This is a genomic window from Sphingomonas sp. FG14, from assembly GCF_057809675.1.
This window is the reverse complement of the sequence record NZ_JBMDKK010000001.1, coordinates 267,697-282,284: the sequence shown is the minus strand read 5'-3', so window position 1 is coordinate 282,284 and position 14,588 is coordinate 267,697. Positions and strand designations below refer to the sequence as shown.

The following is a 14,588-nucleotide window of genomic DNA, read 5'->3' as shown; positions in this document are numbered from 1 at the left end:
ACGAAACCTCCGCTCGTCAACCGACATGCATTCAACCGCTTTGCATCAGGAGTTTCATCATGACCCACACCGACACCCGCATCGTCCGGAAAATCCTGTCCTTCGACGCGCTAACCTGCCTGGCGGCCGGCGCCGCGATGGCGTTCGGCGCCGAACTGCTCTCCGGACCGACCGGATTGCACCAGCTCCTGCTGCTTGTCGCCGGGTGCAGCCTGTTCCCCGTCGCCGGACTGTTCGCCTGGATGGCGCGCACGCCACAGCTCAGCCGTCCATTGGTGATGCTTGCCGTAATCGGCAATGCCGGCTGGGTCGCGGCCAGCGTCGCGGTGCTCGTGCTGGCCACCCCGACGGCCTTCGGCATCATATTCGTGGCGGCCCAGGCACTGGTTGTCGCGATCCTGGCCTGGCTGGAGCTCCGCCATGCGCCACACGGGCGCGACATGGTCGCCGCCTAGCGGCGTGCATGCCACCCGCGTGAAAAAGGGGCACATCCGCCGGATGCGCCCCTTTTGGCATATCAGCGCACGGGCATGATCACCTGTCCGCGCACCGGCTCCCCATCGCGGGACGGGCGGCCATCGACGGTCATGTCTCGAAAGGCGGCGGGCAGCCCCTGCCCACCGTCATCGAAGGTCGGCCCGGTCTGGAGGTGAAAATGGACATGCGGCTCGGATGTGTTGCCGCTGTTGCCACACAGCCCGATCGGCTGACCGGATTTCACCGCATCACCCTTCTTCACCTTGGTCGATCCGTTCTGGAGATGCGCAACAAGCGAATATTGCTTCTCGCCGTGTCGGATGATGACATGGTTTCCCGCTACATGCTTCGAATCCATCCGCCCCACCGGCATATCGGCAAGACCGTCCACCGCTTCGGATACGATGCCGTCGGCGGCGGCCAATACGGGCTCTCCCCAAATATGAAGAAAGCTTATCCGAGGGGCCGTCGAAGGTCCGTCCGTCGCGCGCCACCAGCAAATCGAAGGCGTAGGTCTGGGCTGGCGCGATCATGTGATAGTTGCGCACCACATTGCGCCCGCCCCAGACGGTTAGCCAGTCCCCCTTCGCCGATTTGGCAAAGGGCAACCGCACCGGTACGCCGGATCCAGCGGCTGGCAGAGGCGGTGGCGCCGGCTGGATCACCGCGGAGACCACTTCGCCCTTTTCATCCCATATGACCGTCGTTGCGCCCGTGGGGAGCCGCTCATGCGCCGCCAGCCGCTGATAGAAGATGTAGCCGTTCAACTTCATGGCGATCTCGTCGAGAACCTTGGTCTGGACACCCATTTGTCCCTTGATCGCTTCGGCGAACGCCGTCGCACCGCCGGCGGATTCGATGGTGGAACGGAGCCCGGGAGTCGCCGCCTTGGTCAGCGCCGCGACACTCTCGGCGGATGTCCAGTCGGACAGGGCACGCCCGCGTTGGATGATCGCATCCTCACCCTTTCCTCCCGCATAGGCCGTGGTGGCGGCAGCGGCCGCCATCGTCAGCGCGGCCACGGTCTTGCCGGGAAATCGCATGGTCATTCTCCTACTCTTGCCGGCATTCCACCGGACATCTGTCGTATGGCTTGTGGAAAGCGAAAGGCTGGTGGATCAGCGCGACCCGATCTGGGCATCCAGTTCAGCGTCGAGAATGCGAGCGGCCCGGCGATTGATATGGATGATCCAGGTCACGAAGGCGATCTGCATCACCCCCACCGCCCCGACGAACGGCCAGTTCCTCGCTTCCGTCTTGAGCAACACGGCAACATACATCGTCACGAGACCGGGCACGCACGGTGCGACATACCAGAGCCAAACCGACGCCAGCGCATCGCGCTGGCGTCGCAGTTCGATGCGATAGATTTCGATGCTGGGCCGAGCTCCGTCGATCGCCACCGGACCGGTGCGCCGGTGCAACTGCCAGACCACCGTCATCACGCCAAACAGAAGCAATATCGCGCCCAATGTCTCCACATCGAAGATGCCTCGCACGATCTGGCGAACGGCGAACACCGCAAACACCGTGAACGTCAGTCCACCAGCGATATATTCGATGCGATTGCGCCTGCGGATACGGCCGTCGAGACGATCGATGCGGGCGCGGATATCCTGTGGAGTCAGGATATGCGGCTGCACGGATTGCTGCTTCCACATCGTCGTGGGGGCGTCGGGTTCCTTGCCCGTCATGACAAATCTCCTTTCGCAAAATCCTTTGCGAGCAATGCCTTGATGCGATGGATGCGCGTCGCGACCGCGCCGGGGGTCAGCCCGGTGATCTCGGCGGAGTCCGCTGCATCCACCTCTTCGAGATGAAGCAGCAGCAACTGCCGATCGATCGGCCGCAATCGCCAGATCAGCGCGTAAAGCCGGTCGAGCGTCACCGCCGCATCAGCCTGCGCCTCCGGATCAGCGCGATCGTCGGCAAAGTCCATGCCGTCGAGATCGGCCAGCACTTCGATCCGCTTGCCGCGTACGGCCTTGTCGACATGGCGTGCGCCAACATTGTGCGCGACCCGGTGGATCCAGGTCGTCAGGCTGCATTGGCCGACATAGATGGCGAAGCTGCGCCAGAGCTGCAAATGCATTTCCTGCTGCAGGTCCTCACGCAAGCCCGGCTCGGCTTCATAGCCCGCGCACAGGCGCGCGATCATGCGGCCATGCGTACGCGACACCTCCGCATAAAGCGCATCCTGCTCACCGCATTGCCGGGCGTTCGGCCCCGTCATCCTCACGCTCCTGCGTCCTGCTCGACTATAGCAGTCGCAAGGCCACGGCGCTTCTTACGGATTTATTTTTAGCCGGGAGCAATGCTTAGCTGCCCCAGATCTCCCTGCCGTAGCGCAGGAAATTCTGCCCTAGGATCTTCTCGATCCGCGCGGTCGAATGGCCGCGCTTGCGCAACCGGTCGGCCAGGTCGCGGAACTGGTTGGGGCCACGCAGGTCGATCACGAACGGGAACGTGTCCGGCCGTTCGCCGGTGGCGCCGATGCCGGCCGCGCGGCGGCGCTCGACCTCCTGCGCCAATCGCGACTTATAGGCGATCATGTCGTCGATCTGGGTCGTGCCGCCGTCTGTGCCGATGCCGACATGATCCTCTCCGCAGACGTTCACCGCATGCTCGATATGCGCGACGACGTCCTCAGCGCTGGCATGCCCGCTGATGTTGAGGAACGGCATGAAATAGATACCAACAAAGCCGCCACGCTCGGCGACCAGCCGAAGCTCGGCATCGGTCTTGTTGCGCGGCAGATCGGTCAGCGCACGACAACCGGTGTGATTGATCGAGATCGGCTGTTTCGATGCGCGCGCCGCTTCCAGACAGGTTCGTTCGCCGCTGTGCGACAGGTCCACCATCACGCGATTGGCGTTCAGCCGCTCCACCACGGCGCGGCCGAAGGGGGTGAGCCCGCGATTCTCGCGCGCCATCGAACCGTCGCCGATCGTATTCGCGGGATTATAGGTGAGTTGGATGATCCGGACGCCCAGATCGGCGAAGATATCGGCCCGGTCGGCCTTGTCGCCCATCATCACCGCATTCTGGAAACCGTAGATGATGCCGATCCGGCTCTCCGCCTTGGCACTAACGATATCCCTCACACCCAGGATCTTCACCAGATCCGCGGGATGGTCTCGGATCAGCCGGTCCCACCCGGCGATGGTGCGCACGCTATATTCGAAGGGCTCCATCCCGCCCGAAACATAGCCCATCGTCACATTGACCGCGCTCAGCCCGGAGGCGCGGGCATCGGCGATGGTGCGGGCATCGATGCGACGGACCGGATCGATCCCGCCGTCGTTCTCCACATTCGGATTGGACAATCCGCCAAGCGCATTGACAATGACAGCATCGCGCCACCGTCCGAGCGGCCGCTTGGGCGTTCGCGCCGACACAGACGCCAGCGGTGCGGTGACGGCGCCCGCCCCGATCATGGAGAGCATGCTGCGGCGATCAAGAAGGGCGGCTGCGGTTTCGCGCGTCTTCGTCATGACCCTATTGCCCCATGCCCGACTTGTAATCCTCGCGACGATAGACCGTGCCGCGCTTGACGGTGAAGACGACGCTGCGGAGGTTCGAAACGTCCTGCAAAGGATCCTTCGCCACGAAGACGAGATTGGCGAGCTTGCCGGGCTCGACGCTGCCCATCTCCTTTTCCTGCGCGATCGTCCGCGCCGCGATCGAGGTCGCTGCGCGGATCACGTCCATAGGCGGCAACCCCGCCTTGTCGGACAGCAACTCCAGTTCCTCGTGCAACGCGGAATAGGCATCTTTGGCGTCGGTCATCCCATCGGTGCCGGCCGAGATCATCACGCCCTCGCGCCACGCCTGGTTCGTCAGCCGATACGCGATATCGGCCGGGCAATAGGATGGTTTACCAGTCTCCGCCGCCCGTTTGTCGCCTTCGACATAGACGCGGAGCGTCGCATCCATCACGATCCCCTTCCGCTTCATCTCGCGAAACAGCGCTGCCATCCCGGCATTGTCGCCTTTCGCGAAAGGCGTGGGGTCGACGGGCACACGATCGCGATAACTTTGCGGTCGGCGCGCCGAGGCCTGCCAGCCGAATGCGCACATATGCGAGATCACGTCAGGGCCGGCCGCGACCACCTCTGCCGGCGTTGCGGGCGAGACCTGGCTGTGAGCCCAGACCGGAAAGCCCTGGCGATGCGCCTCTTCGGTGATCTTCCGGACCATGTCTCCCGACAGGTTCGCGTAGATCTTGAGCCCCGTCGCGCCAGTGCCGCGCGCTCGCGCGACCGCCAGCGCCATATCCGTCCGATCGTCCACCGCCTGCATCCAGGCCGTTGCGCCCGGCTTAGCGCCCTGCGCCGCCGCGATGGTGCGCGGATCGTCAAAGAAGCTCGGCCCCGCCATCAGCGTAGCATAATAGATATCCGGTCCCGCAATCTCGCCGAGCAGCGACGCGCGTGACAATTCGCCAAGCGCGCGCACATCGCCTGCCATGTCGCGCACCGCCGTGATTCCGCCGTACAGATCGCGCTTCATCTGCGCTTCGGCCCAGTTGCGATCGGGCGAAGTGGCGAGATGTTCGTGCGTGTCGATCAGTCCGGGCAGGACGTAGAGCCGCGAGGCATCGACGATATCACCGGTGTACCGCGCAACCTCCGCATCGGGCATCACCGCCTTGATCCGGTCGCCTTCAACCAGGATCGACATATTGGGCCGCGCCACGCCGCCATTGCCGTCAATCAGCACCGCACCACGGAACAATGTCAGTCGTTTCGGCGCCGACTCCGGTTTCTCCGACACTCTTGCCGCAGGTGCATCCTGCCACCCATTGCCCGGCCCCTGTGCTTGCGCCGTCGCGGCCATCATCAGGAGCGCCAAGCCGATCGTCCGCAACGCCATGTCCCCCTTGATCCGATCCCGATCAGAGACCGCCAACGGTTCAGGCATATCGGTTATTCGAGCCGCCGATCAATCCTTATCGCGAGGCCCGCCGCCGTCACTCCACCGTTACCGATTTCGCCAGGTTGCGCGGCTGATCGACGTCGGTGCCCTTGGCGACCGCGACATGATAAGCGAGCAACTGCACCGGCACGGCATAGACGATCGGCGCGATCAGCGGATGCACCTTGGGCATCTCGATCGTCGCGACCGCATCATCGCCGGCCTGGGCCAGCCCGTCGGCGTCGGAGATCAACACCACCTGCGCACCCCGCGCCTGCGCTTCCTGCATATTCGAAACCGTCTTGTCAAACAGCGGACCGGACGGCGCGAGAACGATCAGCGGCACATTGTCATCGATCAATGCGATCGGGCCGTGCTTCATTTCACCCGAGGCATAGCCTTCGGCATGGATATAGCTGATTTCCTTGAGCTTCAGCGCACCTTCAAGCGCGAGCGGATAGTCCGGCCCACGCCCCAGATACAGCACGTCGCGGGCACCGGCGATGGTGCCGGCCATGGCCTGGATCTCGTCGTCATGCGCGAGCGCGGCGTTTATCGCCGCAGGTGCCTCGACGAGATGGCGGACGATTTCGCTTTCCTCCTCGGCTGAAAGCTTGCCCGTCGCACGCGCCAGATTGACCGAAAGGGCCGCCATAACCGCGAGTTGGCAGGTGAACGCCTTGGTCGATGCCACGCCGATCTCCGGCCCGGCATGAGTGGGCAGCAACAGATCAACCTCGCGCGCCATCGAACTGGTCGGCACGTTGATGATACCGGCGGTGGTGACGCCGTTCGCCTTCATATGTCGCAGCGCCGCCAGCGTGTCGGCGGTCTCGCCCGATTGCGAGACGACCACGCCCAGCGTGTTGGGCAGCAATACGGGATCGCGGTAGCGGAATTCGGACGCGACATCGACTTCGACCGGGATGCGCGCGAAACGCTCGATCCAGTATTTGCCGATCATGCCGACATAGGATGCGGTGCCGCAGGCGACGATCGCGACGCGCTCGATCGTCCCCAGGTCGAAATCCATGTCAGGCAAGGCGACCATCTGTTCGATCGGGCGGAGATAACTTTGCAGCGTCTGCGCCACAACGACGGGCTGCTCGTAGATTTCCTTCTGCATGAAGTGGCGGTGATTGCCCTTGTCGATCAGCGCGGCGGATGCACCCGAATGGACGATCGGCCGCTCGACCGGCCGGTTCTCGCGATCGAAGATCTCGACGCCCGAGCGCGTGATCGCCACCCAGTCGCCCTCGTCCAGATAGGCGATGCGCTGGGTCAGCGCGGCCAGCGCGTGCGCGTCGGACCCCAGATAATTCTCACCATCGCCATAACCCACGGTCAGCGGGGCCCCCAGGCGCGCGCCGATCAGCAGATCGGGCTCCGTGCGGAACATCACGCCGAGCGCGAAGGCACCATGAAGACGCGGCAGCACCGCCGCGACCGCATCGCGCGGCGCGGCGCCACGTTCAACTTCGCGCGCGATCAGATGCGCGACGATCTCGGTATCGGTCTGGCTCAGGAACACCCGCCCTTCAGCCAGCAATTCCTCGCGTAGCGGCTTGAAATTCTCGATGATGCCGTTGTGAACGATCACCACGTCGCCCGCGATATGAGGATGGGCGTTGTCGGTGGTCGGTGCGCCATGCGTCGCCCAGCGGGTATGCGCGATACCGCTGGTGCCGGGCGCCGGATCCGCCGCCAGCACGCGCGCCAGATTTTCCAGTTTGCCCTCGGCGCGGCGGCGGATCAATTGACCATCATATACGGTGCAAATGCCGGCGGAATCATAACCGCGATATTCCAGGCGCTTCAGCCCGTCGACCAGACGGTCGGCGACGTCGTACTTGCCCAGGATTCCGATGATTCCGCACATACTCGCTTCTACTCCATTCTCTCCTCCCGCTTGCAGGAGGGGGATTGACGGCTATTTGTTCTTCTTCGCGCTCATCACCTCGCGAAAGCGTTTCGCGCGGCCCGGCTTCGCTTCCTGCTGGCCACGCGCCACCGCGAGCGCGTCCGCTTCCACGTCGCGCGTGATCACCGATCCTGCGCCGACGATCGCGCCCGCGCCGATCCGGAGGGGCGCCACCAGCGCGCTGTTCGATCCGATGAAGGCACCCTCGCCGATCTCGGTGCGATATTTGAAATAGCCGTCATAATTGCAGGTGATCGTGCCCGCGCCGATATTGGCGCCGGCCCCCACCTCGGCATCGCCCAGATAGGTCAGGTGATTGGCCTTGGCGCCCGGTCCGAGCACCGCCTTCTTCATCTCGACGAAATTGCCGATCTTCGATTTCTCGCCCAGCACCGCGCCGGGGCGGAGCCGCGCATAGGGGCCGACTTCGGCGCCGACACCGATCGTCGCGCCCTCGATATGGCTGAAGCCGCGAATGGCGACCCGATCTGCCACGGCAACGCCGGGGCCGAAGAACACATTGGGTTCGACCGTCACGTCGCGCCCCAACACCGTATCATGCGCGAACCACACGGTTTCCGGCGCGATCAGCGTCGCTCCCTCCGCCATGGCGCGCGCACGACGACGTTGCTGCCATTCATTCTCCACAGCCGCCAGTTCGGCGCGGCTGTTGACCCCCGCCACTTCCCAGGGATCGGCCTCCACCACCGCGCTCCGCCGCCCTTCGGCGAGCGCGAGCATCACGATATCGGGCAGATAATATTCGCCCGCCGCATTGTCGTTGCCGATGCGGCCGAGCAGATCGAACAGATCGCGCGCGCGCACCGCCATCAGCCCCGAATTGCACAGGTCGATCGCGCGCTCTTCCGGCGTCGCATCCTTATATTCGACCATCTTGGCGATGCTGCCGTCGCCTTCGGTGACGATCCGGCCATAAGCGGCGGCATTATCGGGCCGGAAGGCCAGCACCACCGCGACGGGGCGGTCATCGGCGTTCAGCCGCGCGATCATGCCGCGCATCGTCGCTTCGCCGACCAGCGGCACGTCACCGTAAAGGATCAGCACATCGCCGTCGAAACCCGACAGCGCCTCCTCAGCCTGACGGACGGCATGCCCGGTTCCGAGCTGTTCGGACTGGACGGCGAAATCCACGCCGGCGCCGGCCAGCGACGCCTCGATCTGCTCGCGCCCGGCACCGACTACCACCACCGTCCGCTTCGGCGCCAGCGTGTTCACGCTGGCCAGCAGATGGTGCAGCATCGGCCGCCCGGCGATCGGATGAAGCACCTTATGGATATCGGATTTCATCCGGGTTCCCTGGCCCGCTGCAAGAATGACGGCTGCCAGGTTTTCAGCGGGTGTCGCGCTCATGGATGCTCCCTTGTCGCGCCCGCACTTGCCACGGAAATCTTGCCATTTCCATAGCGTCCGGGGCATGGGACGCGTCATGCACGACAGTCTCGCCCCTTTTCCCTTTCAGCTCGTCGGTTTCGATCTGGACGGCACCCTGCTCGACACCAGCGCGGACTTGACCGGCGCGGTCAATCACGCCCTCGCCCTCGCCGGACGACCGCTGCTCGACGTGGCGGCGGTGCGCCCGATGATCGGTGGGGGTGCGAAACGGATGCTGGAGCATGGGCTGACGGCGACGGGCGGTTGCGAACCGAAGGAGATGGCCGAACTCTACCGGGCGCTGCTCGATCATTATGAAGCCAATATCTCGGCGGAGAGCGTTCCCTTTCCCGCCATGGCCGAGACGCTCGACGCGCTCGATGCGATGGGCGTCAAACTCGCCGTCTGCACCAACAAGTTCGAGCACCTGGCGAACAAGCTGCTCACCGAGCTTGGCCTGCGCGATCGCTTCTTCACGCTGATCGGCGGCGACACCATGGGCAAGGGCAACGCCAAGCCCTCCGCCGCGCCGATCCACGAGATGATCAGGCGCGGTGGCGGCGGCCGGGCAGCCTTTGTCGGCGATTCGATCTACGACGTCATGGCGGCGAAAAATGCCGGTGTGCCCAGCGTGGTGGTCCGCTTCGGTTTTCTCGGCGGCCCGGCGGAGGGCCTAGGTGCCGATGCGATCATCGATCGCTATGAGGATCTGATCCCGACATTGCGAGCGCTATAAGGACGCGCCCCTCCCTTGAGGCGCAGAGGCTAAGCTGCCTTCCGCCACTTGGTCCAGAGGTGCCGCGCCAGCATCAGCGGCGGCATGCGCAGCCAGTGCGAACGAATATAGAAAGCGAGTTGCGTGAATTTGCGCGTCTGGCGTCCCCAACCGTCGCGCGCGAGAAGGCGCCGCACAAACCAGCGATCGAACAGGCCCGCGCGGCCGGCCAGCGCGGGGTCAACCGGCGTCGCGTATAGGTGCCGCGTCAGCCGCAAGGTCAGCGCCAGATGCCATTCGAGCCCATGCAGCCGCGCCCGCGCGCGCAGTCGATCCCAGAATCCTGCCGCAGCCCCCAGCTCGCGCAGCAACCGGTCCTGATCCCACAGATTGCGCAGGCCGCCAGCAAGATCGCCATCGGCGAACAGGTGCGCGACGCCGTGCAGCACCATGTCTTCGGGGGCCATGATGCGCAGCCCATCATCCAGCACCACACTGTCCGCCAGCATCGCCGTTGCATCGGGAGTGATCCGCGCGGTCAGCGGCAATGTCGTGTGATGCACATCGATCATCCGGTCGCGCTCGCGATGGATGAGCGGCGGCAGCTCGTGCATGTGATCGCGATAATAAGCGTCGTCATAGGGATCGGGCTTCACCCATTCCCAGCCCGCCGCGATCAGCGCCGTCTCCGCCGCCTTCAGCGCGTCGCGCGGCACCATGATATCGAGATCGCCGATCGAGCGCCCTGCCCCCGCACCCATGCCAGCGGCGGCATAGGCCGTTCCCTTCATCAGCACCACCGGCAGGCCGAGCGGTGCGAGCGCTCGACGCGCCATCTCGGCTTCCCAGAGCGCTGATCGGCGCCATTGTTCGGCGGACGCGCGCGCATCGGCGAGGATGCGCGATGCGGCTTCGGGCATGGGCTGTGCTTCCAGCCGGAACGCCAGACTGCCGATCATCTGTTCGGCGCGCGCCGCCGCGAACAATGAAGTCCACCCCTCCGCATCGAGCGTGGCGGTGGTCGCGGGTTCACGCATGGCATCGGCGAGCGCCTTCACGCCAGCGTCTCCGTCCAGAGCCGTTCAACGAGCGTGACCGCCCCCTCCGTATCGGGATAATCGATCGCCCGGCCCGGCACGTCTCGCACCAATGCGGCGAGCGCGTCGAAAGCGGGTTCGCCCATCGCGACATAATTGGTCGATGCCTGGGTCAGCCGCACGAACGCTTCGCTCGCGCCGACCGGCCGATCGGCAGCGTCAAAACCGTAACGGGGGAACAGTATGAGGGCTGGCTTTGCCGGAGCGTCCATTGCCGACAACGCCGCCGCGTTCGGCCGCAGGTGCCGGATCGCGCCCTTGGGTGTTCCTGTCAGCAGAGGTCCGAAACGGTCGGGAGCGACCTCGGCGGTCATCGCGTCGATCGCGGCATTCTTCAGACTCACCAACCTGGGAAAGGCGTGGAGCAACCCCGTCCCGGGATCAAGCAGCGCGAACTCGTCGCCCATGAACCGCCAGCCGCGTTCACCCAACAAGGCAGCGAGAGTCGACTTGCCGGCACCGGAATGGCCAGTCATCAGCAGCGCGCGACCACCGCGCTCGACGACCGAGGCATGAAGCAACAGATAGCGCCGCTGACCCAGCGCCATCTGCAGGTTCATTCCCATCTCCGCCGCGAGCAACCCTTGCGCGAGCGGCAGCGGTGCCGCGTCGGGCAATGTGAAATCGCCGTGGATCGCGACCGAGGGACGCAGATAGCGGCGCCAGGGCCGTTCGGGTTCGAGCCGGACGGTGAAGTCCGCGATGCAGTCGTCAGGCTCGGGATAACCGGCATAAAGGTTGCGCAACGCGGCGATCGGCTGTGGCCAGGCGGAACCGACACGGAAGCCGACGGGGCCTATACGGACGTCGAAGCGATATCTCATGCTCGCTCGACCAGCCCGATCGCTTCGAGTTCGGCGAGCCGGGCGTCGACCGCCTCCACCGCGCCTTCGGGATCGAAGTCATGCTGCTCCAGAAGCCGCGCGACAATCGCTTCAGCATCGGCCGGTCCATCCGTGAGCACGTCGAGGATCTGGGGCACCGGTTCGGACACGATATGCGTCATGCCCGAAGGACGATGATAGATCAGATCGAGCGCATCGAGCGCCACCAGGCACCGCGCCGACGGCGGATCCGCCCGGTAGACGATGCCCATGGCGGAAAGATCAGCGCCGCGGATTCTGCAGCGAGGCGTAGCAGGTGAAGCCGCTCTGGCCCTGCTGGAGACGACGGATATAGTTGGTATAGGCTTGGCTGCGCGACGGATCGGTGCCGGGCAGCGAACGGCCGCTGCGGAACGCGGATTTTACTTCCTCACCCTTGAACGCGCGCGGCGAGGGCGGGAAAGCGCCCGGCGTGTTGGCGGGAACCAGGCTGCCGTCCGGCGCGATATAATTGCCAGCCCGCGCGGCATCGGGCACCGGAATCTCGCAATTGAGCACCGAACCAGCGGTCTGCGCGAGCGCCGGGCGGATCGACACCACGGCGGAGGCCGCGACCGCGCCGATCATCAATGCCTGGCGCCGCGACGCGTTGGGCTTTGCGGTTTCGCTGTTCTCGTCCGGCTGGTCCATCATCGCACCCCATTACCCGTTCATGCTTGCATAAACGTAAATCCGGCCCAAGGCGACGCCGTTAACCACGGCGGGATTCTGCACATAAGCGTCACATATATGGGATAAGGGCGCCACGATGAATTCATTCGACTCGGCCTGGACCGCCGCCGCCGCGGTGATCGTCACGATCGCAGCACTTGTCGGCCTCCTGCTCGGCGCTCCCTTCGAAGCCGTGCTGATCTTCCTGACGGGCGGGATCGGCGCGATCCTGCTCGCCATCTATCCACGCGCCTCCACGCCCGAAATGCCGGTTTCCAGCGCCGAAGGCCCAAATACGAGTGCGAGCGCCAACGAATTGCTCGACGCTCTCACCGATCCGCTGTTGCTGATCCGTGATGGTCGCATCGTCGTCGCCAACACCGCCGCCCGCACTCTGCTCGGCGCACATATATTGGGTGAGGACGTGCGCACCGCGATCCGGCATCCCGCCGCCTCCGAGCACCTTGCCCGCCCCCTGGATGGCGTGCTCGATCGCGGCATCGAACTGATGGGGCTTGGCACGCGCGAACAGCGTTGGCTTATGCGTGTCGCCGAACTTACCGACGGCCGCCGCCTCGTCCATCTGATCGATCGCAGCCTGGCGCATGCCGCCGAGCGGATCCGCGTCGATTTCGTCGCCAACGCCAGCCATGAACTGCGCACGCCGCTCGCCGCGATCCTGGGTTTCGCCGAGACATTGGGCGGAGAGGCCGGCGCCGATGAGGCGACCCGCACCCGTTTCCTGGGCGTGATCATGAAGGAAGCCCAGCGCATGCAAGCGCTGGTCGACGACCTGATCTCGCTGTCGCGGATCGAGGCGGAGAAACATCGCGCGCCCGACGACGCCGTCGATCTGCGCGCGCTGACCGGCGAAGTGACGCGCGTGATCCAGGATCAGCCCGCGAGCCGCGACCGGGCGTTCGAGATCGAGACGGCCGGAGAGCTTCCGCCGATTGCCGGAGATCGCGCGCAGCTTTCGCAACTCCTCCACAATATCGTCGGCAACGCGATCAAATATGGCCGTGCCGGCAGCCCGGTGCACATCGCCCTCGCCCCCGTCGATGGCGGCATGGTTCGCCTGACCGTCGAGGACCAGGGCGACGGCATCGATCCCAAACATATCCCGCGCTTGACTGAGCGCTTCTACCGCGTCGATTCGGGCCGCAGCCGCGCGATGGGTGGCACCGGCCTCGGTCTCTCGATCGTCAAGCACATCGTCGAGCGCCATCGCGGACGGCTGGATATCGCCAGCGTTCCCGGCAGCGGAACCACGGTGACGGTGACTCTGCCCGCAGCACCCTGAGCGCTGTCACAAAAGCGTAATCAATGTGCAACAAAAGCCTCAAGAGTCACTGCTAGGGCCGCGCCCAGCAGAGATTGTTACGCTGTCGGGAGACTCGAATGTTCAGGAAAATCGCCCTTTTCGCGCTGCCGCTCGGGCTTGCCGCCTGCGGAGGCGCTGGCGGCGATTCGGCCGGCGCGAGCCGCGACCAGATCAAGGTAGTCGGCTCGTCGACCGTTTATCCCTTCACCAAGGCGGTCGCCGAGCAGTTCGCCAGCAAGAACAGCCAGTTCAAGGCGCCCGTCGTCGAATCGACCGGAACCGGCTCCGGCATGAAGCTGTTCTGCGCCGGCGTCGGCGTCCAGCATCCCGATATCGAGAATGCCTCGCGCCGCATGAAGAAGTCCGAGTTCGAGGACTGCCAGAAGAACGGCGTGAAGGACATCGTCGAGATCCAGATCGGCATCGACGGCCTGGCGCTGATCGAAGCCAATAACGGCCCGGCGATGGCGCTGACCGTCGAGGATATCTACAAGGCGATCGCGGCCACCCCCTATGGCAAGCCGCAAACCGCCAAGACCTGGAAGGATGTGAATCCGGCGCTGCCCGCGATCGCGATCCAGGTGCTCGGCCCGCCCTCCACCTCAGGCACGCGCGACTCGCTCGCCGAACTGATCATGGAAAAGGGCTGCGATGCCGATCTGGCGATGAAGGCGCTCAAGGAAAGTGATTCCGAAAAGCACAAGACGATCTGCACCAAGGTCCGCGAGGACAAGGTGTATGTCGAGCAGGGCGAGAACGACAATCTCATCGTCCAGAAGCTGACATCCAACCCCACCGCGATCGGCGTGCTGGGTTACAGCTTCCTGGAGGAAAATCTGAACGCGGTGCGCGGCGTGAAGATCAACGGCGTCGCGCCGACCTATGAGACGATCGCCGACTTCACCTATCCGGGTGCCCGCGCCATGTACATCTATGTGAAGGGCGCACATCTGAGCGCGGTGCCGGGTCTCAAGGAGTTCGTCGCCGAATATGCGAACGCCTGGAACGCGGATGGCTATCTGGCGCGTCGCGGCCTGATCGCGTCGCCCGACGCGGTCCGCGCCGCCAACGCCGAAACCGCGCGTACGCTCAAGTTCATGGACGGCAAAGACCTGAAGTGAACCTGACCGTGCCAGGTCACCGCTCCGCTCGTCCTGAGCGTATCGAAGGACTGTCCTTTCCCCTTTCCGGTTTCGGCAAGAAGGACGGA

At 64.7% G+C, this 14,588-nt stretch carries 15 protein-coding genes; 4 read left to right on the top strand and 11 right to left on the bottom strand.

The window, feature by feature from the left end; translation table 11 throughout:
- Positions 1 to 59: 59 nt before the first annotated feature.
- On the top strand, positions 60 to 455 hold the full coding sequence (locus tag ACODTA_RS01345; RefSeq protein WP_489064001.1) for a hypothetical protein: 396 nt from the start codon (positions 60 to 62) through the stop codon (positions 453 to 455).
- 62 nt (positions 456 to 517) lie between these two features.
- Here ACODTA_RS01345 and ACODTA_RS01340 read toward each other — a convergent pair whose 3' ends face one another.
- The 7 genes from ACODTA_RS01340 to glmU form a co-directional block, all read right to left on the bottom strand.
- The gene (locus tag ACODTA_RS01340) at positions 518 to 868 is read right to left on the bottom strand and encodes a M23 family metallopeptidase (protein ID WP_489065375.1); all 351 of its coding nucleotides are present in this window, start codon (positions 866 to 868) and stop codon (positions 518 to 520) included.
- 727 nt (positions 869 to 1,595) lie between these two features.
- Positions 1,596 to 2,171 carry a hypothetical protein gene (locus ACODTA_RS01335; RefSeq protein ID WP_489063999.1) on the bottom strand — a complete coding sequence of 192 codons (576 nt, stop codon included), beginning with the start codon at positions 2,169 to 2,171 and terminating at the stop codon, positions 1,596 to 1,598.
- Positions 2,168 to 2,710, bottom strand: coding sequence for an RNA polymerase sigma factor (locus ACODTA_RS01330; protein WP_489063997.1), 543 nt, complete (start codon positions 2,708 to 2,710; stop codon positions 2,168 to 2,170). Before ACODTA_RS01330 ends, ACODTA_RS01335 begins: the two co-directional genes overlap by 4 nt.
- A gap of 85 nt (positions 2,711 to 2,795) precedes the next feature.
- Complete coding sequence (locus ACODTA_RS01325) at positions 2,796 to 3,971, bottom strand: dipeptidase (protein WP_489063995.1); 1,176 nt, start codon at positions 3,969 to 3,971, stop codon at positions 2,796 to 2,798.
- A gap of 4 nt (positions 3,972 to 3,975) precedes the next feature.
- A complete protein-coding gene (locus ACODTA_RS01320) occupies positions 3,976 to 5,400 on the bottom strand; it encodes an amidohydrolase family protein (protein WP_489063993.1) in 1,425 nt (474 codons plus the stop codon).
- Between the two features lie 49 nt (positions 5,401 to 5,449).
- The gene (glmS, locus tag ACODTA_RS01315; protein WP_489063991.1) at positions 5,450 to 7,273 is read right to left on the bottom strand and encodes a glutamine--fructose-6-phosphate transaminase (isomerizing); all 1,824 of its coding nucleotides are present in this window, start codon (positions 7,271 to 7,273) and stop codon (positions 5,450 to 5,452) included.
- A gap of 51 nt (positions 7,274 to 7,324) precedes the next feature.
- Complete coding sequence (gene glmU / locus ACODTA_RS01310; RefSeq protein WP_489063989.1) at positions 7,325 to 8,686, bottom strand: bifunctional UDP-N-acetylglucosamine diphosphorylase/glucosamine-1-phosphate N-acetyltransferase GlmU; 1,362 nt, start codon at positions 8,684 to 8,686, stop codon at positions 7,325 to 7,327.
- Positions 8,687 to 8,762: 76 nt separating this feature from the next.
- On the opposite strand from glmU, the gene ACODTA_RS01305 reads away from it, so the two are divergent.
- On the top strand, positions 8,763 to 9,443 hold the full coding sequence (locus ACODTA_RS01305) for an HAD-IA family hydrolase (protein ID WP_489063987.1): 681 nt from the start codon (positions 8,763 to 8,765) through the stop codon (positions 9,441 to 9,443).
- A gap of 29 nt (positions 9,444 to 9,472) precedes the next feature.
- Here ACODTA_RS01305 and ACODTA_RS01300 read toward each other — a convergent pair whose 3' ends face one another.
- Genes ACODTA_RS01300 through ACODTA_RS01285 form a run of 4 tightly spaced genes read right to left on the bottom strand, consistent with a single transcriptional unit; the run spans position 9,473 to position 12,036 of the window.
- Positions 9,473 to 10,459 carry a nucleotidyltransferase domain-containing protein gene (locus ACODTA_RS01300; protein WP_489065374.1) on the bottom strand — a complete coding sequence of 329 codons (987 nt, stop codon included), beginning with the start codon at positions 10,457 to 10,459 and terminating at the stop codon, positions 9,473 to 9,475.
- Positions 10,460 to 10,476: 17 nt separating this feature from the next.
- Positions 10,477 to 11,343 (bottom strand): HprK-related kinase A, encoded by an 867-nt coding sequence (locus tag ACODTA_RS01295; RefSeq protein ID WP_489063985.1) that lies wholly within the window; start codon positions 11,341 to 11,343, stop codon positions 10,477 to 10,479.
- Positions 11,340 to 11,615, bottom strand: coding sequence for an HPr-rel-A system PqqD family peptide chaperone (locus tag ACODTA_RS01290; RefSeq protein WP_489063984.1), 276 nt, complete (start codon positions 11,613 to 11,615; stop codon positions 11,340 to 11,342). Before ACODTA_RS01290 ends, ACODTA_RS01295 begins: the two co-directional genes overlap by 4 nt.
- Before the next feature lie 10 nt (positions 11,616 to 11,625).
- Entirely contained in the window at positions 11,626 to 12,036 is a 411-nt protein-coding gene (locus ACODTA_RS01285) for a hypothetical protein (protein WP_425517232.1), read from the bottom strand.
- 115 nt (positions 12,037 to 12,151) lie between these two features.
- Between ACODTA_RS01285 and ACODTA_RS01280 the strand changes: the two genes are divergently transcribed.
- Together ACODTA_RS01280 and ACODTA_RS01275 are read left to right on the top strand one after the other, a co-directional pair.
- Positions 12,152 to 13,357, top strand: coding sequence for an ATP-binding protein (locus tag ACODTA_RS01280; RefSeq protein WP_489063982.1), 1,206 nt, complete (start codon positions 12,152 to 12,154; stop codon positions 13,355 to 13,357).
- 98 nt (positions 13,358 to 13,455) lie between these two features.
- A complete protein-coding gene (locus ACODTA_RS01275) occupies positions 13,456 to 14,499 on the top strand; it encodes a substrate-binding domain-containing protein (RefSeq protein ID WP_489063980.1) in 1,044 nt (347 codons plus the stop codon).
- The last annotated feature ends 89 nt before the right edge of the window (positions 14,500 to 14,588 follow it).